Below are 25106 nucleotides of genomic sequence, written 5' to 3'. Positions count from 1 at the left end.
AAGGGACCGCTCCTACGGGTGAGTGCGTGTGCAGTTCGTAGGAGCGGTCATTGGCCGCGAAGCAGTCGATGCGGTCTGTCTGATGGACCGCGGGACGGCTTTCGCGGCCGCGGACCGCTCCTACGCGAGGGCGCGCGTCAGGCCTGGGCGGTTTCGGCCGGGGAGACGATGCTGGTTTTCATGCCACGCGAACGGCCTGAGCTGAGGTAGGCGGCGATCGATTCCTGGGTCACCTCGCCGAGGAATACGTTCTCGGCGTCCAGCACCGGCAGCCACGAGCGGTTGAACTCGTACATGCGCGACAAGAGGATGCGCAGGTGCTCGTCATAGGCAGCCGTGGCGTTGAACTCGCGCAGGAAGTCGACGCAGCTGCCGGCCTGGCGATGCAGGTCGCGTCGGCGAACATAACCCATGGCCTTGTTCTGCGCATCGGTCACCACGACGTAGCGGCGGTCGTGTTCGTCCATCAATTCCAGCGCATCGGCCACCGGCGTTTCCGGGCTCACCGAAGGCGCATTGTCGGCGGCGTCTTCGGCCTTGACCAGCAGCAGGCGCTTGAGCGTGCTGTCCTGGCCGACAAAGTTGCTGACGAAGTCGTCCACCGGATGGGCCAGCAGCGTGTCGGGATGGTCGATCTGCAGCAGCTTGCCGGCGCGGAAGATGGCGATCTTGTCGCCCAGCTTGATGGCCTCGTCGATGTCATGGCTGACCATGATCACGGTCTTGTTCAAGGCCCGCTGCATCTCGAAGAACTCGTTCTGGATCATTTCGCGGTTGATCGGATCGACCGCGCCGAACGGCTCGTCCATCAACAGCAGCGGCGCTTCGGCGGCCAGGGCACGGATCACGCCGATGCGCTGTTGCTGGCCGCCCGAGAGTTCGCGCGGATAGCGGTGCAGGTATTGCTTGGGCTCCAGCTTGATCATGCTCATCAGCTCGCGGGCACGCTCGGCGCAGCGCTTCTTGTCCCAGCCGAGCAGGCGCGGGACCACGGTGATGTTCTCCTCGATGGTCATGTTGGGGAACAGGCCGATCTGCTGGATGACATAGCCGATGTTGCGACGCAGGGTGACCTCGTCCAGGCCGGTGGTGTCTTCGCCGTTGATCAGGACTTTGCCGGAGGTTGGCATGATCAATCGGTTGATCATTTTCAGCGTGGTGCTCTTGCCACAGCCCGACGGCCCGAGGAATACGCAGATCTCGCCTTCGTTGACGGTCAGGCTTACCGCGTCGACGGCTTTGACTTCCTTGCCGTTGCTGTGGAAGGTCTTGGTCAGGTTCTGAAGTTCGATCATTTCAATAATCCTTTGGGGGTCAGGGCGCGTTGCAGCCATTGCAGGAGCAGGTCGGCGATGATCGCCAGGACACTGACCAGCACGGCGCCGACGATGAGCATCGACATATCGCTGCGGCTGATGGAGGTGAGGATGAGAACGCCCAGGCCGCCGGCGCCGATGGTGGCAGCAATGGTCATGACGCCGATGTTCATCACCACGGCGGTGCGCACGCCGGCGAGGATGACCGGTACCGCGATGGGCAGCTCGACCATGCGCAGGCGCTGGCCGAAGGTCATGCCGATACCTTTGGCGGCTTCACGGATGCCGGGCTCGACGCCGGTCAGTGCCAGGTAGGTGTTGCGCAGGATCGGCAACAGCGAATAGAGAAACACCGCAGTGATGGCCGGTAGCGGCCCCAGGCCTTGGCCGAACTTGGAGTAGAACGGCAGCAGCAGCCCGAACAGGGCGATCGAGGGAATGGTCAGCAGCACCGTGGCGCAGGCCTGCAGAGGCCCCGCCAGTGCCGGAAAGCGCGTCATCAGGATGCCGATCGGCACGCCGAAGACGATGGCCAGGCTGACCGCAATGCCGACCAGAGTGATGTGCTGCCAGGTCAGTTGCAGCACCAACGGCCAGTCGAGGTGGGAGAAGGTGTCGAGGAAACTCATGGCTTCTCCTGGGCTTGGTCGGTGATCGGATGGGCCTTGAGAAACTCCGCCGCTACCACCGTCGGGCTGCGGTGCTCGACGTCGACCTGCGCATTGAGTTCGCGCATGGTGGCATCGTCGAGCATTTCGGCCAGGGGCTTGAGCTGCGCAGCCAGTTGCGGATGGGCATCGAGCAGCTGCTGACGGACCACCGGTGCGGCGGTGTAGTCGGGGAAGTACTCGAGGTCGTCTTCAAGCAGCTTGAGCTTGAAGGCGTTCAGACGCCCGTCGGTTGTGTAGACCAGACCGGTGAATACCTGCCCATTGCGCAGCGCGGTATAGACCAGGCCGGCGTCCATCTGGCGAATGTCACGGCGGGTGAATTTCAGGTCGTAGGTTTGGGTCAGTCCCACCAGGCCGTCCGACCGGTTGGCGAACTCGGTGTCCAGGGCCAGGATATGGCCTTTCTTCGGCTCGTCGATCAGCACCTGGTTCAGCTGGCTGATGGTGTTGACCTGAGGATAGGCCTTGGCCACTTCTTCAGGCAGCGCCAGGGCATAGGTGTTGCTGAACCGCGAGGGCGTCAGCCACACCAGGCCTTTCTGGGCGTCCAGTTGCTTGACCCGCGCGTAGGTGGCCGCGCTGTCGAGTTTTTCGTCGATGTGGTTGTAGGACACCAGAGACACCCCGGTGTATTCCCAGAGCATGTCCAGCTGACCGCTTTCCTGGGCGCTGCGCGCCAGGTTGCTGCCCAGGCCACCGGTGACGCGTACGTCATAGCCTTTGCTGCCCAGGTACTGCGCGGTGATGGCCGCCAGTACGGTCTGCTCTGTGAACACCCGGGCGCCGAGGCGGATCACCGGTCTGTCTGCGGCGTGCACGACGCCTGCGCACAACAGGGCCAGGCCCAGTACGATGCTTAACTTTTTCATTGAATTCATTCCTTCGCTCAGCGAGTCAGCCCACGTTCGAACCACAGGCGGCTGACCAGGGTCACGATGCCGTCCAGGATCAACGCAAGCAGCGCGGTGCAGGCAGCGCCCAGCAACAGTTGTGGCTGGTTGTTCAAGGCGATGCCGGGGAAGATCAGGCTGCCCAGGCTATTGGCGCCGATCAGGAACGCCAGGGGCGCGGTGCCGACGTTGATCGCCAGCGCCACGCGTACCCCGCCGACCATGATCGGCACGGCGTTGGGCAGCTCGACCTTGAACAGCACCTGACGCGGCGTCATGCCGATGCCGGTGGCGGCTTCCTTGAGCGAGCCCTGGACGTTTTTCAAGCCCTCGTAGGTGTTGCGCACGATGGGCAACAGGGAGGCAAGGAACAGCGCGAAGATTGCAGGACCACTGCCGATGCCAAGGATGCCGAGGGCGATGGCGAGTACTGCCAGGGGTGGAATGGTGTTGCCAATGTTGAAGATCTGCATGAAGCGTTCGGCACGCTTGACCATGCTGGGTCGGCTCAACACGATACCGGCGGGGATGCCCACCAGCAGTGCGGCAAACATCGAGACCAGCACCAGGATCAGGTGCGCTTGCAGGTAGAAAATCAGATCTTCGCGGTAGTGCTCGATGGTACTTATGCCGATCCAGTGGACCAGCAGGGCCAGGACGGCAACGATAACAGCGCCCCCTAACAGCCCTTTGCCATAGCGATTAGCCACAGGCGGACTCCTTTTTTCAGTCGGCGCCTACCGGGCCTGCGATGAGCGCTCGGGCGAGCGGTCGGCCCAGGTAGGACGCGAATAGCAGCTCGCGCGGTGCGAGCCATAAGCGCAGCCTCGTCAGGCTAACTTGCTGATTTTGCAGCCCCTGACGACTCAACGAATCAGGGAGTGGACGTCTCCGTGCGGCGAGAGGTTCCCACAGTGAGGCAGCATTTGGCCACCTTTTATGACCATAAAGCTTGCATGAGATGGCGTTCAAGGGGGAGTTACCCAAGGCATTTGACGCGGCTTGCGCCGCTGCTACAGGGGTTCGCGGTGTTTGTAGCAGCGGCGCGAGCCGCGTCAGGGGGTTTTGCGATTTCCCAGACGATAGATCAACAGCGTCACCGAGTCGGCATTCTTCAGCAGGATCTTTGAACGAATGTCAGCGTCGATCAGAAACCGCTGGCGTGCGTCGTCCAGATTGGGTGAGCCCGCCAGGCGCAGGATCAGGGCGCGCCCCTTGCGGTCTTCGTTGAGGATGTCGCGCACCTGCCCGGTCGTGTCGTCGCGGACAATGAACAACTTACGCTTGGGGGTGAGGTGCGAGAACGATTCGTCGTGCTGACGCTCCAGCCACGCACGCCTCACGCCTGGCTGCAACCGATCGGCATAGGGCATCGCCGCTTCGATATAGTGGATGTCCCGGGTGTTGCATGCAATATGGGTGAACTCATGCAGCAGGACCATCGCCTTGCTCAGGGCGTTCGTTTCAGCGATGGTGTATTTCGGATCGAGTGGCAGGAGACGTGCCGTCTCAAAATCAAAGAATTCATCTGTCAGAAACATCTGACCTTGTGGATCCTGTACGGATACGAAGGCAATGCCCACGGCTGACTGCGCGCTCAAGCGGCTTGCCATCACGTAGCGTCTCGAGGTTACTGGCGAGTAGGCGTGCGATGCCATGACCCGGGCCATTTTTTCCAGTACGCCTTGGACCCGCGCGATCAATGAGTCCGTGACCTGAGAGACGCCGAAGAACTGCTTGAGCACTTCCAGGGTATGGGTTTCCACGCTACCGACCAGCCGTGCTCTTCGCAGGCTGTCCAACGCATTGCCCAGATACCCCAAGGCATCGCGGTGGGCCCGGTGCAGGACGCTGGCGCGGTGCGGGCGCAATTGGCGGATCTGCCGGCAGCCCACGGCATGGATGACGATTTCATCACGGGTCAGCGTCCAACGCACCAGTTGGCTGCCTAGCCTGCTCGGTACGCCGCCAGCACTGATTGCAAGGTTCTGCCCAGGATCGATTACCCAAGCCTGCTCGGTATCCAGCAGCAACCTAGGGCCTAGTTCATCGTCGCGCTGCCCGACCAGGTACCAACGATCCTGTTCCTGGCGAGCGCGATATGCCTTGCCGTTGAGGCCGATGTAGTGCGTTTGGTCGCGGATGTTCAGGTAAGTGCACGTGGACGGCTGAAAAACGAACGTGCGCAGCGTTTCGATGGGGGCCTCGTAGCGCGCGAGTGACAGGCCGTACTCCGGGGCGCTGCGCACGGTTTGCCAGAAGCGCTCGCGTACGTTGTCTTGAAGTGCACGCTGCGTCATCCCCTGACTGATCGCCAGTCCCTGTACAAGCACGCAGGTCAACTGCGCCAGTGTTTGCCCCCAGCTGTTGTGCTGCACGTTCTGGGCGATGTTCAGCACCGCCAGTTCGGCTTGCCAGGCGGCCACGGCAAGCCCGACCTTGCCCGGCAGGAACATGCTCAGTTGCTCCCAGGCCAGGCTCATCACATTGATCAGCGCCTGCCAGCGAACTTGCTCCGTGGTAACCAGTTGAGTGGCGGCGAGAGCCTGCAGATAAAGGCCGTTCTCGACGAATAGGTACCGCAGCGCGTTACCGGCAATAGGGTTGCAGGCCAGCTCCGGGCCTGTCGAGGTGCTCTGCGTCAGGGTGAAGTCGGTGTCCCCAACGCGGCCCAGGTGCGGCTCGCTGAAGCCGCCATGGGCATAGCGCGGGCGCAGGCTGACAGGCATGCGCGCGAGCAGTCGCGCCTGCAGGGCAGTGTCGCTGGCAAGGGCGGCAAGCAGGGCCGTACCACTGTCGAAGGCTTGAAGGGTATGGGTGGCTTCATAGGGCAGGTACAGCACCAGCGGGCCGTCTTCACCGGCCCTGAACAGATAGCAGCCGGGCAACGTGTCTGGTTTGATTCCCGGCTTGGGGATCAATTGCAGCGGGGTCAGCAACACGACATGGCCGCTCAGCGGCTGTCGCAAGATGGGGTCCGGCATGCAGGCCACGCGAGTGACCAGTTCGACCGCCTGCATGGGCAGGTTGTGCTTGAGCCGGGCTCGCCAGGCGCACTCCAGCAACTGCGCCGGTAGCTGGCGGGCGTACAAATTTAGCCGGCGAGGGTAATCGAGGTCTGAGGGGTCGAAGGTCTGTTTGAGCAGGGCCTGATAGTGCGAGCCTAGATTCACCTCCCGTACCAATCGGCGGCAGTAGTCGGCATTCAACACGGCGGGCGCCACATGGCCCTCACCCAGTTCGATGCGGGCGATGGCGTCGTCCCAGTCCCGGAAGTGATTCAAGGCGTATTCGATCAGGCTTTGTCGCCGCACGACCGAGGCGGCGGGAAGGCTGGAAGGAATTTCACCCGAGGGTACCAAGGCAGGCACGTATCGCGCCGTGGTGATGAAGATCGCTTCGGGGTCGAAGCGTTTTGCAGTGAAGTCTTTGTCCAGATGGTGCTGCAGCACGCCGCGGGCATAACTGCTGATATCAGGAACGCCGAACAGATAGTCGTCTTCGGCCGGGCTGGCCAGCAGATTCAACCCCAGCACGCGCAGGTAGTGCTGCTGGTCGTCGACTGCCGCCCGCTGCAACCAGGCAGGCAGGGCAGCTTTGGCGGCCAGGCCACGTGCCATATCTTCCATGCGCTGCATCTGCCGTTGCAGGCTGTCGAACGCCATGGCCTCGCGAAGCAGAGCAGGCAAGGAGTCGGAGGGCCATGCTTGGTTGCGCAGTTGGTCGAAGGCTTGCAGCTCACTTCGTTGTCGGGCCTGGCTTTCCAGGCTGTTCAATGTATTCAGTGCATCGCCTGCAAAGGCTGTCCAGTTGCTCAGGCCAGGCCCGAGGTCGGTCGGCTGCTCAGACCATTGCATGGCGTCACGATGCGCGGCATCCAGAGACTCGAAGAGTTGAAAGCCCGTTTCATGAGCCCAGATCACAATGGTTCCGCTGGCATCGGCTGCCTGGCTCAACATCATTGCATCGGCATTGGCTTGCGCAGGATGACCGCTTCTGTGCTGCCAAGCCTGTACGGAATCACCGCGCAGAAACGCTTCGACCAGCGGCGAGGTCGCTGATCGACTCTGCTTGAGTAGCGCCCATTCGAAACTGAACAACCAGCGCCGCAACGAGCGTTGGTAGGCCTGCCCGGTGGCTTCACGGTGACTCAGTGCAGTTTTCAGCTCGCGGTAGAGGCTGCGCCGAGCTTGGCTGGTGATGTGCTCGATCAGCAGGCATGGCAGCTGATTCAGAACCTGACGTGTGCCTTCGGCAACTACCGTGAACACCTGCCAACGCCTGCCAGCAACGGCGGCGAGTGGTTCGTTTGCCCAGATACTGGCGACCCATGACGTTGCGGCAGTGGGCCGTTCCAAGTCCATGAGGTAAAGCGAACGGGCAGGAGGTCCATTTGGCAGAATGCACGCCAATTGCAGCTCCAGGGCTTGAAGTGCGGCCACACGCAAGTCAGGGCCGCGCTTGAGATAGCCGGCGTACTGGATTTGCAGCTCGGTCAGATGATTTACCACGCGCTGCGGTTTTTGCAGGTCGGTTTGCGCTGCGCCGGTGAGGCGCATCAAGCTGGCTGGGCTGTCCCGTGGGTCGGCAGCGAACGGCGCGGCGAGCCTCTGCAGGCTTGGCGCCAGGCGCTGATGCAGGCCCAGGGCTTGCTCGCAGAGCGTGTGGCGGTCTCCCATGAATGCAGCAGGTGGGCTGTTGGACAATATCGAGTGCTGTACTTGCAGCAGACGTCGGGTGTAGCTCGCCAGACCGAAAGAGGAGGGGGGCTCGGCTACCAACTCAATATCAATGATAGGCAGTGTCTTGAACGTCGGCTGTTGTGCGTTGGGTACGCAGGGCAGCCATTGGGCACGCTGCCCCAGATCGGTCAGTGCTGCCAGGAGTGCCGAGCGGTCGGTGTAACGCACCAGCCCGCTCGTGGCGCTGAACAGGTAGCATGCAGCCGCCGCGCGCTCGTTGGCCAGTACCAGGGTATTGATCAACGGCTGCTGGCGGCCCTCGGCAGTTGATCCATGGAGGATGAAGCCGGTAAGAGGCGATGGCTGGACTTGGCCCTTCAGCCAAGCCCAGAGTTGATCATGCTCAACGGCTGGCAGCGTGCCGTCCCATTGCGTACGGGCAAGATCAGTGATCAGCTGCGTGCGCAAGTGGCGGGTCAGCCGTTCGGCGGGCAGCTCTGATCGGGGGGCTCCTTCACGCCAGTAGTGGGCGAGCAGACTGGCCATGGCGGCCTCTGATCCACTGCTCACCAGCTCCTCTGAGCTTGGTTGATCCAGTAACAACTGACGCCACTCGCGTAGCTGCTCACTCAGACGATGCTGAATGTCCAGCATCAAGGTATCGAACACCGACCCTTCCATGAGCGTGACCTGCATCTCGTGGAGTTCGCCAAGGCGCATCAGCCGACGTTCTGCCTGCGAAAGCAGGTAGCTCAGCCCCGGATCGTTATCAGGGCTGGCCAACCGATCCAGCAGGTAACGCTTCAAACGACGCCGATCATCGAACAACTTCAAGCCGCAGATTGGGTGGTAGTGGGCCACCCAATCGTGCTGCGTCGTACTGATCAACAGGCTCATGGGTAATTCGACGGCAGTTCCTTGCGCGGTGATGATGCTCAACCCGTCCACGCGCATTTCGTCTTGTGCCTGAGGTTGGTGATCGCGCTCGGGCTTGGCAAGTTGGCGCAACCATTGAGTCCCTTCAGGCGTCAGGAGTGAGTGGGATGAGTCGCTAAGGTGGCGCATGAAGCGTTGTGCCAGCGCGCGGCTGTGAAACCAGGGCAGTGGTGGGGTCGTCATTGGCAGCTCCAGGGGCAATAGGCACCGCTGCGGGCTTCGACGTGTCGAGCCCTGCGATGGAGGCGATACGTTGCCTGCGCTGCAGCGCTGCGCGGTGGTAGATATTGCACAGCCCTGCGCCCAGACCTGGCCGCAACCGATGTGGCGCACAGTGGCCTCAACGCTTGGAACTGGGCTATAATCCGCGCCCATTTTCTATCCCTCGCCAGGCGATCCCCCATGACCCAACAGGCCGCCGAAGTCGCGAAGCGCCGCACTTTCGCCATCATTTCCCACCCGGATGCGGGTAAGACCACCATCACCGAGAAGCTCTTGCTGATGGGCAAGGCGATTGCCGTGGCCGGTACGGTGAAGTCGCGCAAGTCCGACCGTCACGCGACCTCCGACTGGATGGAAATGGAGAAACAGCGCGGGATCTCCATCACGACTTCCGTGATGCAGTTTCCCTATCGCGAGCACATGGTCAACCTGCTCGACACCCCGGGCCACGAAGACTTCTCGGAAGACACCTACCGCACCCTGACCGCAGTGGACTCGGCGCTCATGGTGCTCGACGGCGGTAAAGGCGTCGAACCGCGGACCATTGCCCTGATGGATGTCTGCCGCCTGCGCGACACGCCGATCGTCAGTTTCATCAACAAGTTGGACCGTGACATTCGCGACCCGATCGAGTTGCTCGACGAGATCGAAGCGGTGCTCAAGATCAAGGCCGCGCCGATCACCTGGCCGATTGGCTGCTATCGCGACTTCAAGGGCGTCTATCACCTGGCGGACGACTACATCATCGTTTACACGCCGGGCCATGGCCACGAGCGCACCGATGTGAAGATCATCGAGAAGCTGGACTCCGACGAAGCGCGCGCGCACCTGGCCGACGAGTACGACCGTTTCGTGGAACAGCTGGAACTGGTTCAGGGTGCCTGCCATGAGTTCAATCAGGACGAGTTTCTGAACGGTCAATTGACGCCGGTGTTCTTCGGTACGGCGCTGGGCAACTTCGGTGTCGACCATGTGCTCGACGCCGTCGTGAACTGGGCGCCACGCCCTTTGCCGCGAGTGGCGAACGAGCGGACCGTGGAACCGGTGGAAGAGAAATTCACCGGCTTCGTGTTCAAGATCCAGGCGAACATGGACCCCAAGCACCGTGACCGTATTGCCTTCATGCGCATTTGCTCGGGCCGTTACGAGAAAGGCATGAAGATGCGCCACGTGCGCACCGGCAAGGACCTGCGCATTGGCGACGCCCTGACGTTCTTCTCCTCCGAGCGCGAGCAGCTGGAGGAAGCCTTCGCCGGCGACATCATTGGCCTGCACAACCACGGCACCATCCAGATCGGCGACACCTTCAGCGAGGGTGAAAGCCTGGGTTTCACCGGCATTCCGCACTTCGCCCCGGAGCTGTTCCGTCGAGTGCGGCTCAAGGATCCGCTCAAGTCCAAGCAGTTGCGTCAGGGCTTGCAGCAGCTGGCTGAGGAGGGCGCCACCCAGGTGTTCTTCCCCGAGCGCAGCAACGACATCATCCTGGGTGCGGTCGGCGTGCTGCAGTTCGACGTGGTCGCCAGCCGGCTCAAAGAGGAATACAAGGTGGAATGTGCCTACGAGCCGATCACCGTATGGTCCGCCCGCTGGATCGAGTGCGCCGACAAGAAGAAGCTTGAGGAATTCAGCAACAAGGCTGCGGAAAACCTGGCCCTCGATGGCGGTGGGCACCTGACGTATCTGGCCCCGACCCGGGTCAACCTGGCGCTGATGGAAGAACGCTGGCCAGACGTGAAATTCCGCGCCACCCGCGAGCACCATTGATCGATCCGATCCGGGCCTCAGTGACGGATCTGGTTCCAGGTCCGGGTACGTAGCTGCTCGATATCGGCGGGCATGGGTTGCAGCAGGAACAGCTTGCTCATGACCTCGGCGCTGGGATAGATCCGCCGATCACCCTTGAGCGCAGGGTTGACCCATTCATCGGCGCCCTCGTTGCCATTGGCGTAGTGCACGCTGTTGGTGATGTCGGCCATGACCTTGGGTTCGAGCAGGTAGTTGAGAAAGGTGTACGCAGCATCCTCGTTCGGCGCATTGGCGGGGATGGCGACCATGTCGAACCACATGGTCGAGCCCTCGCGCGGCAACGTGAACTCGATCTCCACGCCCTGGCCCGCCTGTCTGGCCTGGGTTTGCGCCTGCAGTACGTCCCCGGAAAAACCCACTACCGCGCACAGCTTGCCTTCGGCCAGTTGATGGCTGTACTCCACCGAATCGAAATAGCGTACGTAGGGCTTGATGCTCAGCAGCAGCGCGCGGGCCTTGTCGTAGTCGGCAGGGTTCTGGCTGTGCGAGGGCAGGCCCAGGTAGTTGAGGGCCATGGGCAGCAGTTCGGGACCGATATCGAGGATGGCGACCCCGCATTTCTGCAGGCGAGCGATGTTTTCCGGTTTGAACACCAGGTCCCAGGAATCCACTGGGGCATCATCGCCGAGCGCCGCCTTTATCTGCTTGACGTTGTAGCCGATGCCGCTGACGCCCCACAGGTACGGAAAGCCGTAGCGGTTGCCGGGGTCGTTGGTTTCCAGGGCGCGCAGCAGCGCGGGGTTCAGGTACTTCCAGTTCGGCAGGCGAGTGCGGTCCAGCGGCGTGAGGTTGCCGGCGCTGATGTGGCGGTTCATGAAGTGGTTGGAAGGGAAGATCACGTCGTACTTGCCGGGCGCTTCGCGCAGGCGTTTTTCCAGGGTTTCGTTGCTGTCGAAGGAGCTGTATTGGGTTTCGATGCCGGTCTGGCGCTGGAAATTGGGCAGGGTGTCGGGGGCGATGTAGTCGGGCCAGTTGTAGATGCTGAGCGTGCCGGCGGCGAACGCCATGGGCGTGACGAGCGTCAGTGCGGCGAGGGCCAAGCGAAGCATGTGGTGATTCCTGAGCCGCCGTTGATTGCCTACTGTAATCATAGAAACGAAGTGGGGGAAGGCCCGTGGCTGCATAGAGCTGCGCGCTGCGCCGCGACAGCGGTATAGTGCCCGGCGCACCCTGTCATCGAGGAGATCGCCGTTGCGTTGGGTATCATGGATGCTGGCCACCGTTGTATGCGCCGTACAGGCCGCCGTCGCCGCGCCGCCGGTGGCGACTCTCGACCGCAGTCACTGGCCGGAACGCATCGATTCGCCAGTGCTGTTCGACGTGGCGTCGCGCGCGCACATCCTGCTGTTTGCACGCTCGTTGCTGGCCAGTGAAAGCCAGGACGAAGCACAGCTGAACACGCGCCTGGGCCTGCGTCAGATCAACCTGCTGGCGATCAACGACTTGCGCCAGCGGCTCTGGCAGCGGCTCTGGGCCAATTTCGACCTCGCCCAGCAAAGCTGCGAACAGGATGCCTCGTTCTGCTATGCCATCGACAGCGAAGGCGACCTGCGCGCCCAGGCGGCCGACCTGGGAATCGATCCCGAATCCTTCTACTCCGGGTTCGCCGTGCCGGGCCAGGTGTTCAGCGAGGCCTATCTCAACGAACTGTTGCGTCTGGCCGCGGTTTCACCGCAGACCACCAGCGAGGTGCAACTGTTGTCGGAGCAGGAGTTCGATGGCAACGGCTTTGCCGACCGGACGTTCCTGCTGACCTTCGATGGCGGCCCGAGCCCGGTCGATGGCTCCACCGATGCGTTGACCGGGTACCTGCGAGCGCAGGATTGGAGCGCCACCTTCTTCGTGCCCGGACAAAGCCTGCAGGCGCGTGCCGAAAAGACCTCGGTGGCCCAGCTGCAGGCGCTGTATGCCGGGCAGTGCGTGGCGACCCTGGGTTGGCAATACGTGTCCCATGGCCAATGGGACAAATGGCAGGACTCGATACTGCGCAGCATCGCCCTGCTGCAGACCGACCTGCCCGACAGCTACGTGCCCTGGTTTCGCCCGCCGTACGGCCAGCGTCGTGCCGACAGCGCTGCATTCTTCGCCGGAGCGGGGCTGAAAGTGGCGCTGTGGAACATCGATTCGATGGACGATGACAGCCGCCTGACGGCCATGCAGGCTGGCGAGCGGGCGCTGAGCCTGATGCTGTTGTGGCGACGCGGCATCGTGGTGTTCCACGACAACCTGGCCAAGGCGCAGACCGCGCTGCCCTGGCTGATGCGGGAAACCGCCCAGACCGGTATCAACTGGCAGGCCTGTGCGGATGTGCAATAGGCTCAGTCGGCAAACGCCAGCATTTACGGGGGGTTGGCAGGTTTTTGGGAAAAATTGCGCGGGCGAGGAGGGGCAGGTCAACTTCTGACTCTAACGGCGTCCGCGCCACCCGCCAAGCGTTATTCGCACCGCTGAAAAATAAACTTCAAAAAACCGTAAAGAGCTTTTTTCCTTCATGGGTTTTGCGGTATTACGAAGACAGACCGCCGAACCCTGCATCACAGGTGGCGTCTTCGACAGACTCTCCACCTGTGCGCAGGTCCTGCTCCTTGATGTGGGAATCCGGCGGCCTTTTCGCGGCGCAGCACCGTCCAGGTATTGCGTTGTCAGGCTCCCAAAAAGGTGACCGAGTATGGATGAACAAGGACGCAGCACCTCTTCCAATCAGCCAATCCTTTATGTGCTCGATACCAACGTACTGATCCACGATCCAAACGCTCTGCTGAATTTCGAAGAACACCGTGTCGCCATTCCCATGACCGTGCTGGAGGAACTGGACAAACTCAAGGATGGCAAGCAGACCGTCGCTGCCGAATGCCGGCAGGCCATCCGCCTGATCGACAAGACCCTGGGCGATGCATCGCCGGCCGTGGTCGAATCCGGCGTGCCGATCATGCGCGTCAGCGGCAACACCAAGGGCTTTCTGTCCATTCTGATGGACAAGCGTCCCGAGCCCTCGAACCTGCTGCCGCAGAACCTCAACGACAACATCATCATCAACCAGTTGATCGACCTGCACACGCGTCACCCCGACCTGAGCGTGATTCTGGTCACCAAAGACATCAACATGCGCCTCAAGGCGCGCGCCTGCGGGATTGCCGCCGAGGACTACAGCACCGATCAGTTGGTGGACGACGTATCGCTGCTTTCGCGTGGCTATCACAACGTGACCGGCTCGTTCTGGGACCGCGTGAGCAAGGTCGAGACGCGCCAGGACCATGGCCGCACCTGGCACCGGGTGCAGTTGAGCGAAGTGCTGCCATCGGTGCACATGAACGAGTTCATCATCGACGAGCAAGGCTTCGTCGGCTGGATCAAGGGCATCAAGGACGACGAGCTGATGATCCTCGACCTGCACCAGGAGCCCTTGCTGCATCAGGAAGCCTGGGGTCTCAAGCCGCGAGACATCTACCAGGGGCTGGCCCTGTTCGCCCTGCTGGACCCGGACATCCATCTGGTCAACCTGACCGGTGCGGCGGGTTCGGGCAAGACCATCCTGGCCCTCGCTGCGGCCATCGAGCAGACCATGGTGACCAAGCGCTACCGGCGCATCATTGCCACCCGCAGCGTGCAGGGGCTCGACCAGGAAATCGGTTTCCTGCCCGGTACCGAGGCGGAAAAGATGGAGCCTTGGCTGGGCGCCATCACCGACAACCTCGAAGCCTTGCACATGGAGGATGAAAATACCCACGGCAGCGTCGACTACATCCTGAGCAAGGTGCCGTTGCAGTTCAAATCCCTCAACTACATTCGAGGCCGCAGTTTCCAGCAAAGCCTGATCCTGATCGACGAGTGCCAGAACCTGACCCCGCATCAGATGAAAACCATCATCACCCGTGCCGGTGCCGGTTCCAAAGTGATCTGCCTGGGCAACCTGGCGCAGATCGACACCCCCTACCTGTCGGCCCCCAGTTCCGGGTTGACCTATCTGACGGAGCGTTTCAAGGACTTCCCCCAAGGCGTGCACATCACCCTGCAGGGTGTACCGCGGTCGATCCTGGCCGAGTACGCCGAAAGCCACCTGTAGGTCAACAACCCTGCGCAAACGGACTCGCTATCGGTGCCTGGGCACCGACAGTGAGCCTAGCCTTCGAATTCATGAGGGATCTCCCGCGGGCCTTCCTGCAGAACGAACCGGTAGGAACGCCCGGTTTTCTTTTCGAACGACAGCGTTTTGCCCGGCCGGATGTGATGCTTGGTGGGCGGGGCACAGTGCTGTCCGTTGCGATCGCAGTCGTTGAAATGATCCAGTACCACCGTGGCGTTGCCTTTGTTCGGGATCGTGAAGCGCTCGGCCTCGTGCAGCACTTCGGTGGCGTAGGTGGTCTGCGACGGCTTGACGAACATCACCGCGCCATAGCCGGCAAGGATGCTCACCCCGGCCGACAGCGCCTCATTGTACTGCTGGGCTTGCTCGCTCGTGAGGCCGAAGCCGTCGCCGGTTTCCGGAAGGACCGGAATGAAACGCAGGCGAAAGTAGCGTTCGGCCTGGCGTTCGCCCCGGTACAGCAGGCGCACCTGCTGCATGCCATTGGGCGGCACGATCACCCGGGCTGGGCTGGCGATCAGGGTGCGCTGTTCGGCCGGCAGGCCATCCAGAGGCACTTCGGTCACGGTGCCGTCGGCGGCGTAGACCAGCTCGGCCACGCTGACCTTGACGAACGCTGCCGTGTCACCGCTGTTGTAGATGCGCTTGAGCGAGGTGCTGCGGTTGCCGTCGAAGTATTCGTAGAGGCTGCCGATGTTCAGCTGCGGTGCGGCCCAGGCGTCGAACGTCGTCAGGCCGAGCAGTAGCGCGAGGTATTTCATGGAAGGCTCCTCAAGGGTTGGCGTCATAGATGATGGTGACCCACCCGCTGTATCGGGCGCCGGGGTAGCGCAGCATCTCGACAGCATCGTCACTGCTGACATCGAAATGCAGCGTGCCCGGGGCATTGCTGGCGGTACCTGTGGGCACGATGGTCTTGGCATTTGCGATACGGTCTAGCAAAGGCAGACGATCCACCGGTCGTCCGGCGTAGCCAAACCCGCCTGGCAGCGAAATGGCGACGTTGACCGGCACGTAATGATCTGTGGTCTGGTTTTTGAGCCTGCATAGATTTCGATTGGTGTCGTGCTCGCACGCCAGGTAGACCTTGAAGGCACTGCCGGCCCACAGGCGCAGCGGTGAGTCGTGATACAGCCGCACCGGCGCCTTGCTGGTGTTCATCACACTGGCCCAGCTGCCTTGGGGAACAAGCCTGATTTCGGTGCCGTGGGCCGGAAAGTCGACACGCATTTCATGCATTACCTTGAAGCTGATGCGCACGCGGAAATGATCGGTACTGGCGTCCAGGATATTGCCGAAGTCGAAGTCCTGGCCCAGCCCCACACGGTAGTCGGCAATGCCTTCCCAGTCGCCGGGGGCCAGTGAGCCCACCGCAGGGAACTCGGGCCTTACCGAGATACCGGTGTTGGTGAATTCCGAGTCCTCCACGTTCGGGTTGGCAGACTTGGTCGAAAAACAGGGAGCCGGATTGGTGCTGTTCATGACATACCAGAGAAACCGCGAATAGCCCGGGCCACCGCCCAGGCTGCCAAATACACCGCAGCCACTGGGAGCGCCGTTGACGACCGTCTCGTGCACCCAACTGACCCGCTGGCTGAACTGGTAGAAGGACAGGAACATGGTGGCGGTTTCGCCAGTGAGCTGGTTCTGCAGGGTAATGGCGCGCCGCGCGGGCAAGCGCACGTAGACCTTGTCGCGCGCATCGGGTGAGTTCACATCCACCCGTTTGCGATAGGTAATGGGCAGGTTGGTCGACCATGAGGTCGCGCAGAAACTGCCCATTCCAAAATGCGCGCAATAGTCGGCCCGGGGTGTCGTATTGACGAACCGGGTGCCGTCGATGCGGGCAGTGAAGGCTATCTCGTTGGCCGTAGCCTGGGGTGTGAAGGGCAGGGCCAGCAGCAAGGTGGCTGCCAGGGCGCGAAGCATGTTCATCCTGCATCTCCTTCATGATTGCTGCCGGTTGCCGCGAGGGTGTCTGGGCTGCACTGTTGATCGCCCACCATCAACACTTCGTTTTCACGTTGGGCGTTCTTCTCGTCGAGCTTGAGGAAACACAGGCGTGCGCCACTGCGGCGCACCTCCAGGGTGGGCGTGGATTCGCTCATTTCCACGGCGAAGAAACCGTCCGCCTCGCTCAGGCTGCGGCTGGCATGATTGATGACCATGGCACCCTTGATCGGCGCACCACCGGCATCGAGCAGACGCCCCAGCACGGTCACCGTGCGCATGATGCGCACTTTCTGGTAGGTCACTGCGCCACGGTTGAGGTGGTAACTGAAGCTCGACGGCTGGATCACCGCGGCATGGGCTTCCAGGCCTTCGAAGTCCATCAGCACCTGGCCCGGTCGATAGGCGCGCAACGGCAGGATATTGCGCCCTGGCCGCAGTGTGGCGCTGGGGCCCTGCAGGCTGTCGGCGCGCACGCGCAGGTTGTCCAGGTCGGATTCGACGTCGACGATCATGCCGGCTTCGTAGGGTTGGAAATCACCACTGATGGCGGCTTTGCCGGCCCCCACGGCGACGGTGCTTTCCAGGTTCAGGCCGCCACTGACGGCGTGGTCGTAGGACGAGTTCTGCACATAGGCATCGCCGTACACCATGCTGTTCTGGAACTGCACATTGGCCGCCAGGGCGGCCCCGTAGCGATCGCCGGTGAGGGTGCCGGCGACGTTGCGCAGGATGTGATGCTCCAGGCTTTGCTGGTAGGTCACCGAGACGTTGCGATCGCGACTGCCGTCCAGCGCCGTGCGGCTACCCAGGGTAGCGGACAGGCGTCGCCCTTCCTGCCCCAGGCTCATGCTCAGGGTGAAATTGACCCCACGATTGCGGGCGCCGTCGGTGGCGAGCGTGCCGGGGCGGTCGAACACCGAGGCACGCCAGTTGGCGTCCGAGCCCATCAGTTTGCCGTGGTACACCAGGCCCAGGTCCACGGAGGTGCCGGCGTAAAGACCGTCGTCGCGGGCGATGCGGGTATGGGTGCTGAAGCGCCGATCCATTCGGTGCTGCCAGGACAGTGAAGTCTGGATGACCTGTTGGCCCGGTCGCGGCTCGCGTTCGCCGCGCAGTCGTGGGTAGCGCTGCCAGCTCTGGTTGCGGCTCAGCACCAGGTTGCCGGCACGGTAGTTCCACAGCGCCTGCAGGTCGTAACCCTGGCCGTGTTGATCGGTGTGATACACATTGGCGTACAGCTTGGTGCTTTGCAGGGCGTCCCAGTCGGCGGAAAGCCCGTATTGGGTGTAGTCGCCCACGCGCTGCAGCGAGCTGCCGAGCACCACCCGCGAGTGCGCCAGGTAGTTGAGCAGCACACCGCTGCTGAGGCTGTCATCGCTGTCCTCTTCCCAGTTGCTGAGCAAGGTGCGGCGCTGGCCCAGATAGAGGTTGTAGCGCCATGGCTGGTCGGGGTTGCTCCAGTTCGACGGCTTGTAGATGAATGCTTCGTTGCTGGCGGTTGTCTGCCCATCCTCGATCAGGCGCACTTCGACGTCATAAATGCCGCCGGGCAGCACTTTGGTATCGATGGCTTGCAAGCCCGGTTGCACCGGCTGGCTGTTGATCAGCACGCCATTGCGGTAGATCTCCACCACGCCGGGGCGGTTCGGGGTGACATAGATGGGGGTAGCGCTGGGGGTGGCGTTGTCCACGCCCAGGCTGTCGCTGCTGCCGTACATGACACCTAGGGCGGTCAGGGGCGTGTCGCCCAGCAGGCGCGGCTGGCGGGTCAGGCCCTGGGCGTCGGGCATGAAATAGCCGAGGCGATAGAAGTGACCCTGGTCCACGCGCTCGGCGTAGAGCTGGTCGACACGATGGCGGGTACCGTAGCGGTCGTCGTCACTGCGATCGGCCTGCAGTTGGGCCAGGGTGGTCCAGTCACCGAGGCTGCCTTGGCCCTGCAGCGCGTAGCGCCCGACTTGTTCGAAGCGTCCGGCGGAAATGTTCAGCTGATTGCGCAGAATCATGCCGTGACCGCCGTGCTCGGGCAGGGCGTGATAGCGTTGGTCTTGCGCAGTGCGTTCCACCGTACGGGTAAGAATGGACAGGCGCGAGTCGTACAGGCTGTAGTGCAAAGCCACCAGGTCGTCGCGGCAGCTCTGCGTGCAGTTGCCCAGCGGCACGGGGTCGGCCAGATAATCGGCCCATCGCTGGCGCAGCGGATCGGGCGCACGGCCTTCTTCGTCCGCGGTGAACTCGATCAGTTGCACGCGCTCCTGGCGGTCCAGGGTGATCAGCGCTTCACCCAGGCCGCGTCCATCCAGATCGACGTGCACGGCCAGCGGCACGTCGTAGAAATGCTCGTTGAACTCTCGTGGCAACCCCTGGGCCTGGCTCGACAGGGCCGTAGTGGCGATGTTCGTGTTGCCTGTCACGGTGGTCGGGGACAGTGCCACCAAGGACAGCAGGCCCAGCGCCAAAGGGCCGGTGAACACCGTTGGGGTGATTCTAGTCATGGTTGTCACACAGGCAGAGGTCGCCCTGCCGGGCACACGGGCGCCCGGCGGGGCAACGTTCAGAACACGGGGTTTGAAACGAGGTCAGACCGGATCAGGCGTTTCGAAGACCAGGTTGACGGTGCCCTGGTAGGCGCCTGGAACGTAACCGGCAGATGGCTTGGCGCCGGCGGTCACCAGAAAGTCGACCACGGTGCCGGCAGCAGCATCGGCTACGTTGGCGACGATTTCAGAGCTGGTGCTCAAGGCCTGGTTGCCCACCTTGACGTTCAGACCAATGGAGTTGGACCCGCTGGTCATGGTCGGGCTGTTGAGCAGTTTGGCCTTGATGGCCCCGCTGGTGCTTTTCATGGTCAGTTGCTTGCGGATCGGCTCCAGGCTGCCGTCCACCGGCTTGAAGCTCATGTTCTGTGGCTCGTTCATCCAGTTGCCACCCAGTGGCTCTACGATGAATTTGTCGGTGGGCACGGTAGCGGTCACGGTCACGGTGTGATCGATACGCTGGTCGGCCATGGCACTGCCGGTGAACAGCAGGGCCAGTGGCAGCGCGAGGACTGAAGATTTCATTGGGTACGACTCCTTGATTTCGATATGAGCAGCAGGTGCGCACTGCTGGTCGAACCGACCCTGGGCTGAGGTTCTTCGGGTCGGTTGGCAGCGCGAGGGAGGATTGTGCCGGGCGCAGGGCAGTCAAAAAGTCGGACGGTTCCCAAACTTTGTGGGATCCGTCCTACAACGCGACGCTCGAGGTTTTGTGCAACGCAGCTGTTCCGGGGCTACAATCGTCGCTTCTGGAACAGGAGCAAGGCAGTGCTGACTCATCTCGATTCCCAAGGTCGCGCCAACATGGTCGACGTCACCGACAAGGCCATGACTTCCCGCGAAGCGGTGGCCCAGGCGCGTATCCGCATGCTGCCGCAGACCCTGCAGATGATCGTCGAGGGTGAGCATCCCAAGGGCGATGTCTTCGCCGTGGCGCGCATCGCCGGCATTCAGGCAGCGAAGAAAACCAGCGACCTGATTCCGCTCTGTCACCCGCTGATGCTCACCAGCGTCAAGGTCGAACTGGCCGCCGACGGCGCGGACGCCGTGCTGATCACCGCTCGCTGCAAGCTGGCCGGGCAGACCGGGGTCGAGATGGAAGCGCTGACGGCGGCCAGCGTGGCGGCCCTGACCATTTACGACATGTGCAAGGCGGTCGACCGCGGCATGGTCATCGAACAGGTGCGCCTGCTGGAGAAACAGGGCGGCAAGAGCGGGCATTTCAAGGCGGACGCTTCATGAACTACACCGTGTTGTATTTCGCCCGCTATCGCGAGCTGCTGGGCACGGGCGAGGAAGTGGTGACGGGTGAATTCGCCAGCGTCGACGCGTTGCGCGAATTTCTCATCCTGCGCGGCGACCGCGAGGTACTCGCGGAGAAAGGCCTCATGTGTGCGCGCAACCAGGAGATGTGCGGGCTGGCCGAACCGCTGTTCGATGGCGATGAAGTGGCATTCTTTCCCACCGTGACCGGAGGTTGAGATGAGTGTTCGCGTGCAACATGAGCCGTTCGACCCCGGCGCTGAACTCAATGCCCTGCACCAGGCCAACACCGGCGTGGGCGCCGTGGTGAGCTTTGTCGGCTACGTGCGCGATTTCAACGACGGGCTGGAAGTGCGCGGGATGTTGCTGGAGCATTATCCGGGCATGACCGAAAAAGCCTTGGACAAGATCATCTTCGAGGCGGCGCAGCGCTGGCCGTTGCTCAAGCTTGCGATACTGCACCGGGTGGGCGCGCTGGCGCCGGGCGAGCCGATCGTGTTCGTCGGCGTGGCCAGCGCCCATCGTCAGGCGGCGTTCCAGGCGTGCGACTTCGTCATGGACTATCTCAAGACCCGGGCGCCGTTCTGGAAAAAGGAGAATACCGAAGATGGCCCGCGCTGGGTGCAGGGACGCGAGAGCGACGAGGCAGCAGCGCAGCGCTGGGAGTGATTGTCCGCCCATGCGCTGAGGCAGGTTGGAACGCGGTGCGGCTTTCGCGGCCACGGACCGCTCCTACAGGGGGCTTGAGTACATTCGTAGGAGCGGCCATCGGCCGCAAAGAGGGCGGCGCGGTTAGGCCGCTAAATCGCGGTGCGGCTTTCGCGGTCGCGGACCGCTCCTGCAGCGGTCAAGGGTGCTTGCGTTCGACGGGTTTCAGCAGCTCGGCGGACGGCATTTCGAAGTTGATCTTGCGACCCAGCAACGCCTCGATCGAAGGGAGCTGATAGGAGTCGTCTTCGCCGGCGAAGCTGATCGAGACACCGCTGCTGCCGGCCCGGCCAGTACGCCCGATGCGGTGAACGTAGTCATCCGGCACTTCGGGCAAGGTGAAATTGATTACATGGCTGATGCCGTCGATGTGGATGCCGCGGCCCGCCACATCGGTGGCCACCAGTACGCGAATCTTGCCCTCGCGGAAGCCTTCCAGGGTTTTGATGCGCTTGTGCTGCGGCACATCGCCGGACAGTTGCGCGGCATTCACGCCATCGCGCACCAGGCGCTCTTCGATGCGGCGGACTTCGTCCTTGCGGTTGGCAAACACGATGACGCGCTCCCAGTCGTTGCTGGTGACCAGGTTGTAGAGCAGTTTGTATTTGTCGCTGCCAGCCACTGCATACACATGCTGCTCGACGCTTTCGCTGGCCACGTTTTCCGGCTCGATCTCGACGATGGCCGGGTCGGTGGTCCACTGCTGGGCGAGGTTCATCACGTCTGCGGTGAAAGTGGCGGAGAACAGCAGGGTCTGGCGTTCCTGTTTGGGCGGCGTCTGGCGGATGATCTGGCGCACCTGGGGTATGAAGCCCATGTCGAGCATGCGGTCGGCCTCATCGAGCACCATCACCTCGACCATGTCCAGGTGCACTTCGCCGCGCTGGTTGAAGTCCAGCAGGCGGCCGGGGGTGGCAACCAGGATGTCGCAATGGCGTGCTTCGAGCTGCTTGAGCTGCTTGTCGAAGTCCATGCCGCCGACGAACGTCATCACGTTCAGGCCGGTGTACTTGGTCAGGTCCGCGGCGTCCTTGGCAATCTGCACCACCAACTCACGGGTCGGCGCGATGATCAGCGCGCGCGGCTCGCCCATGAAGCGCTCCTTGGGCGGAGGGGTCTGCTGCAGTTGGGAGATGATCGACACGAGGAAGGCAGCGGTCTTGCCGGTGCCGGTCTGGGCGCGGCCGATGGCGTCGCGGCCCTCGAGCGTGTAGCCCAGCACCTGGGCCTGGATCGGTGTGCAGTACGGAAAACCCAGGTCGTGGATGGCGTGCATCAGCTCGTCGGTGAGCGCGAAGTCGTGGAAGCGTGTCTTGCCTTCCTGCGCTTCCACCTGAAAATCGGTACGGCTCCAGGCAGGCGCGACGGGTTTGGGCTGACGGACACGCACAGGCTTTTCATCGGCGATCACGGTCGGTGCGGGTGCTTCGGGTTCGGGGCTGACGCTGGGGGCTGGCGCAACGGCGGCCGGCTGGGTCGATGCGTGGGTGTCGACGGGTAGGACGCGGGTGGCGCCAGTGTCGGCTGCAAGGGGTTGCGCCTCGCTTTTGCCGAACATCTTCTTGAGTGCTTTGAGCACAGGCTTCTCATCGATTGGTTGAGGAATGAACGTCAGGCAGTGTAATGCAAGAATCGAGCGCGACGATAGAAGAGTGGTGGGGGCGTACGGTGACCGCTGTGTCGCCGGTACTGCGCGGCGCCTGCTTCGCGGCCGATGACCGCTCCTACGAGTCGACCGCGAACCTATGTAGGAGCGGCCCGCGGCCGCGAAGGGTGCGCTGCGGTTCGCCGGACACACCGCGGCGCCTGCTTCGCGGCCACAGGTCGCGCCTGCGGATGTGCAAGGTGTCAGTGCAACCGTTCGGCCAGCCAGTCGCCGATGTCGGCGATCTCTTGCGGTAACACTTGGTGACCCATGGGGTATTCCTGCCACGCTGCGTCCACGCCCCAGCGTTTGAGGTATTCATAGGCGCTGCGGCCCATGGCGTTGATCACCACTTCGTCATTCTGCCCGTGCAGGCACAGTGCCGGAGTGCGCTGCTGACTGGCAGCCAGTTCGATCTGCTCGTCGAAAGTCGGAGCGTAGGTCGACAGCGCCAGCACTCCCCCAAGCGGACCCTGCCAAGTGATATAGGCCGTATGTAATGCCACCGCGCCCCCCTGGGAAAAGCCTGCGATGAAGATCCTTTCCGGCGGGATGCCGCTGGCCTGCTGCTCCTCGATCAGCCCGCAAAGCATCTGCGCAGACGCCTCCAGCTGGCTTTGGTCGATGGCCCGTGCAGGACTCATGGCAATGATGTTGTACCAGCTGGGCATGGCGTAGCCGCCATTGATCGTCACTGCGCGGGTGGGTGCCTGCGGCAGTACGAAACGTGTTCCCTGCAATCGTTGCTGCAAGGCTTCCGCCACGGGCAGGAAGTCATATCGGTCAGCGCCCAGGCCATGCAGCCAGATGACACAGGCGTCGACGCTGTTGTCGGGTTCGATGATCAAGGGGTCGGTCATGGTTGCTCCGTTGTGGGGCGCCCGCTCTGTTTGAGTGCAGTGCGACGAGGCGCGATGGTGCGATCTCTGAAGAAGATGTCGCAAGGCTACAAGTTTTTCTATTGACGTGCATTTAAACGCTGATGCGATTCACTATGGTACGACGCTTGCTATGTAACTGGCGTAATACCAGCATCGTCATCGGCGGTAACACTATAGAACCGTTATGGACTGACGCAGAGCAGTCAACGACGATGCGGAAAAATTTGCCGATGATCACCAGAGACGCCGCAGACCACTGCGTCGAACCTTGCGGGGAGCGGGGGCAAGCGTTGCATATCCCGGTCGGGCCATCCGGTCGGTCGGGTTCATCACTTGTATTGCGATTGATGCTTTGACCCAACAACAAGCCGACACGGGTCGACAGCGCCTCATTTAGGTGCAGCGCAATTCAAGCTCGGACACAACAAGAGCAACTGGAGGTTTTGAATGAAGATGTTGAAATCCACCCTGGCTGTACTGACCGCTGCGACCGTTCTGGGCGTAAGCAGCTTCGCTCAGGCGGGTGCCACTCTGGACGCCATCCAGAAGAAAGGTTTCGTACAGTGCGGCGTCTCCGACGGCCTGCCTGGTTTCTCCGTTCCTGATGCTTCGGGCAAGATCGTCGGTATCGACGCCGACGTCTGCCGCGCTGTCGCCGCTGCCGTGTTCGGTGATGCTACCAAGGTCAAGTTCAGCCAACTCAATGCCAAGGAGCGCTTCACTGCGCTGCAGTCCGGTGAAATCGACATTCTGTCGCGCAACACCACTTGGACCAGCTCCCGCGATGCGGGCATGGGCATGGTCTTCGCCGGCGTTACCTACTATGACGGCATCGGCTTCCTGGTGAACAACAAGCTGGGCGTGAAAAGTGCCAAGGAACTGGACGGCGCCACCATCTGCATCCAGGCCGGTACCACCACCGAGCTGAACGTGTCCGACTACTTCCGTGGCAATGGCCTGAAGTACACCCCGATTACCTTCGACACCTCCGACGAAAGCGCCAAGTCCCTGGAAGGCGGCCGTTGCGACGTATTGACCTCCGACAAGTCGCAGCTGTTCGCCCAGCGCAGCAAGCTGGCCGCGCCGAACGACTACGTCGTGTTGCCGGAAACCATCTCCAAGGAGCCGCTGGGCCCAGTGGTACGCCGCGGTGATGAAGACTGGCTGGCGATCGTCAAGTGGACCCTGTTCGCCCAGCTCAACGCTGAAGAGGCAGGCGTGACTTCGAAGAACGTCGAAGCCGAAGCCAAAGCCACCAAGAACCCTGACGTGGCACGCTTGCTGGGCGCCGATGGCGAATACGGCAAGGATCTGAAACTGCCGAAGGATTGGGTCGTGCAGATCGTCAAGCAGGTCGGCAACTACGGCGAGATGTTCGAGCGCAACCTGGGCGCGAACACCCCGCTGAAGATCGATCGTGGCCAGAACGCTCTCTGGAACGCTGGCGGTATCCAGTACGCACCTCCGGTGCGCTGATCGGCCCGGCGCCTGACGGCACGTTGCCGTCGGGCG

General features: G+C 62.3%; 19 protein-coding genes. 7 read left to right on the top strand and 12 right to left on the bottom strand.

Annotation, left to right across the window (positions count from 1 at the left end):
• Positions 1 to 137: 137 nt before the first annotated feature.
• The 5 genes from IFT80_RS07550 to IFT80_RS07530 form a co-directional block, all read right to left on the bottom strand.
• On the bottom strand, positions 138 to 1295 hold the full coding sequence (locus IFT80_RS07550) for an osmoprotectant ABC transporter ATP-binding protein OsmV (protein WP_122479651.1): 1158 nt from the start codon (positions 1293 to 1295) through the stop codon (positions 138 to 140).
• Positions 1292 to 1945, bottom strand: a complete 654-nt coding sequence (locus tag IFT80_RS07545) for an ABC transporter permease (protein ID WP_122479650.1) — start codon at positions 1943 to 1945, stop codon at positions 1292 to 1294. The genes IFT80_RS07550 and IFT80_RS07545 overlap by 4 nt, the downstream gene beginning before the upstream one ends.
• Positions 1942 to 2856, bottom strand: coding sequence for a glycine betaine ABC transporter substrate-binding protein (locus IFT80_RS07540; RefSeq protein ID WP_122479649.1), 915 nt, complete (start codon positions 2854 to 2856; stop codon positions 1942 to 1944). The genes IFT80_RS07545 and IFT80_RS07540 overlap by 4 nt, the downstream gene beginning before the upstream one ends.
• A 17-nt stretch (positions 2857 to 2873) precedes the next feature.
• Positions 2874 to 3587, bottom strand: a complete 714-nt coding sequence (locus IFT80_RS07535) for an ABC transporter permease subunit (RefSeq protein WP_192053466.1) — start codon at positions 3585 to 3587, stop codon at positions 2874 to 2876.
• Between the two features lie 345 nt (positions 3588 to 3932).
• Positions 3933 to 8678 (bottom strand): dermonecrotic toxin domain-containing protein, encoded by a 4746-nt coding sequence (locus IFT80_RS07530; protein WP_192137108.1) that lies wholly within the window; start codon positions 8676 to 8678, stop codon positions 3933 to 3935.
• A gap of 219 nt (positions 8679 to 8897) precedes the next feature.
• On the opposite strand from IFT80_RS07530, the gene IFT80_RS07525 reads away from it, so the two are divergent.
• The gene (locus IFT80_RS07525) at positions 8898 to 10481 is read left to right on the top strand and encodes a peptide chain release factor 3 (protein WP_122479646.1); all 1584 of its coding nucleotides are present in this window, start codon (positions 8898 to 8900) and stop codon (positions 10479 to 10481) included.
• Positions 10482 to 10498: 17 nt separating this feature from the next.
• Here IFT80_RS07525 and IFT80_RS07520 read toward each other — a convergent pair whose 3' ends face one another.
• Positions 10499 to 11572 carry a polyamine ABC transporter substrate-binding protein gene (locus IFT80_RS07520; RefSeq protein ID WP_192137106.1) on the bottom strand — a complete coding sequence of 358 codons (1074 nt, stop codon included), beginning with the start codon at positions 11570 to 11572 and terminating at the stop codon, positions 10499 to 10501.
• A gap of 160 nt (positions 11573 to 11732) precedes the next feature.
• Between IFT80_RS07520 and IFT80_RS07515 the strand changes: the two genes are divergently transcribed.
• Complete coding sequence (locus IFT80_RS07515) at positions 11733 to 12839, top strand: polysaccharide deacetylase family protein (protein ID WP_192057796.1); 1107 nt, start codon at positions 11733 to 11735, stop codon at positions 12837 to 12839.
• 352 nt (positions 12840 to 13191) lie between these two features.
• On the top strand, positions 13192 to 14586 hold the full coding sequence (locus IFT80_RS07510; protein WP_122713557.1) for a PhoH family protein: 1395 nt from the start codon (positions 13192 to 13194) through the stop codon (positions 14584 to 14586).
• 56 nt (positions 14587 to 14642) lie between these two features.
• Here IFT80_RS07510 and IFT80_RS07505 read toward each other — a convergent pair whose 3' ends face one another.
• The 4 genes from IFT80_RS07505 to IFT80_RS07490 form a co-directional block, all read right to left on the bottom strand.
• Entirely contained in the window at positions 14643 to 15368 is a 726-nt protein-coding gene (locus IFT80_RS07505) for a molecular chaperone (RefSeq protein ID WP_192137104.1), read from the bottom strand.
• Between the two features lie 10 nt (positions 15369 to 15378).
• Positions 15379 to 16542, bottom strand: a complete 1164-nt coding sequence (locus tag IFT80_RS07500; protein ID WP_192137102.1) for a hypothetical protein — start codon at positions 16540 to 16542, stop codon at positions 15379 to 15381.
• Complete coding sequence (locus tag IFT80_RS07495) at positions 16539 to 19055, bottom strand: TcfC E-set like domain-containing protein (RefSeq protein ID WP_192137100.1); 2517 nt, start codon at positions 19053 to 19055, stop codon at positions 16539 to 16541. The genes IFT80_RS07500 and IFT80_RS07495 overlap by 4 nt, the downstream gene beginning before the upstream one ends.
• 84 nt (positions 19056 to 19139) lie before the next feature.
• Positions 19140 to 19622 carry a CS1 type fimbrial major subunit gene (locus tag IFT80_RS07490; RefSeq protein ID WP_122479639.1) on the bottom strand — a complete coding sequence of 161 codons (483 nt, stop codon included), beginning with the start codon at positions 19620 to 19622 and terminating at the stop codon, positions 19140 to 19142.
• A gap of 243 nt (positions 19623 to 19865) precedes the next feature.
• On the opposite strand from IFT80_RS07490, the gene moaC reads away from it, so the two are divergent.
• Genes moaC through moaE form a run of 3 tightly spaced genes read left to right on the top strand, consistent with a single transcriptional unit; the run spans position 19866 to position 21029 of the window.
• Entirely contained in the window at positions 19866 to 20339 is a 474-nt protein-coding gene (gene moaC, locus IFT80_RS07485) for a cyclic pyranopterin monophosphate synthase MoaC (RefSeq protein ID WP_122479638.1), read from the top strand.
• A complete protein-coding gene (locus tag IFT80_RS07480) occupies positions 20336 to 20578 on the top strand; it encodes a MoaD/ThiS family protein (RefSeq protein WP_185794119.1) in 243 nt (80 codons plus the stop codon). The genes moaC and IFT80_RS07480 overlap by 4 nt, the downstream gene beginning before the upstream one ends.
• Before the next feature lies 1 nt (position 20579).
• The gene (gene moaE, locus IFT80_RS07475) at positions 20580 to 21029 is read left to right on the top strand and encodes a molybdopterin synthase catalytic subunit MoaE (protein ID WP_122479636.1); all 450 of its coding nucleotides are present in this window, start codon (positions 20580 to 20582) and stop codon (positions 21027 to 21029) included.
• Between the two features lie 178 nt (positions 21030 to 21207).
• Here the strand turns inward: moaE and rhlB are convergent, their stop codons facing one another.
• Together rhlB and IFT80_RS07465 are read right to left on the bottom strand one after the other, a co-directional pair.
• On the bottom strand, positions 21208 to 22647 hold the full coding sequence (rhlB, locus tag IFT80_RS07470; protein WP_192057725.1) for an ATP-dependent RNA helicase RhlB: 1440 nt from the start codon (positions 22645 to 22647) through the stop codon (positions 21208 to 21210).
• A gap of 269 nt (positions 22648 to 22916) precedes the next feature.
• Positions 22917 to 23573: an alpha/beta hydrolase gene (locus tag IFT80_RS07465; RefSeq protein ID WP_192053478.1), complete on the bottom strand. Its 657-nt coding sequence runs from the start codon at positions 23571 to 23573 to the stop codon at positions 22917 to 22919.
• Between the two features lie 468 nt (positions 23574 to 24041).
• On the opposite strand from IFT80_RS07465, the gene IFT80_RS07460 reads away from it, so the two are divergent.
• The gene (locus tag IFT80_RS07460; RefSeq protein WP_122479633.1) at positions 24042 to 25070 is read left to right on the top strand and encodes an amino acid ABC transporter substrate-binding protein; all 1029 of its coding nucleotides are present in this window, start codon (positions 24042 to 24044) and stop codon (positions 25068 to 25070) included.
• Positions 25071 to 25106 lie beyond the last annotated feature (36 nt).

Origin of the sequence: Pseudomonas sp. CFBP 8771 (genome assembly GCF_014841695.1) — a bacterium.
Classification (GTDB): domain Bacteria; phylum Pseudomonadota; class Gammaproteobacteria; order Pseudomonadales; family Pseudomonadaceae; genus Aquipseudomonas; species Aquipseudomonas baltica.
The sequence above is the reverse complement of the archived record's forward strand: the minus strand, read 5'-3'. Positions and strand labels throughout refer to the sequence as shown.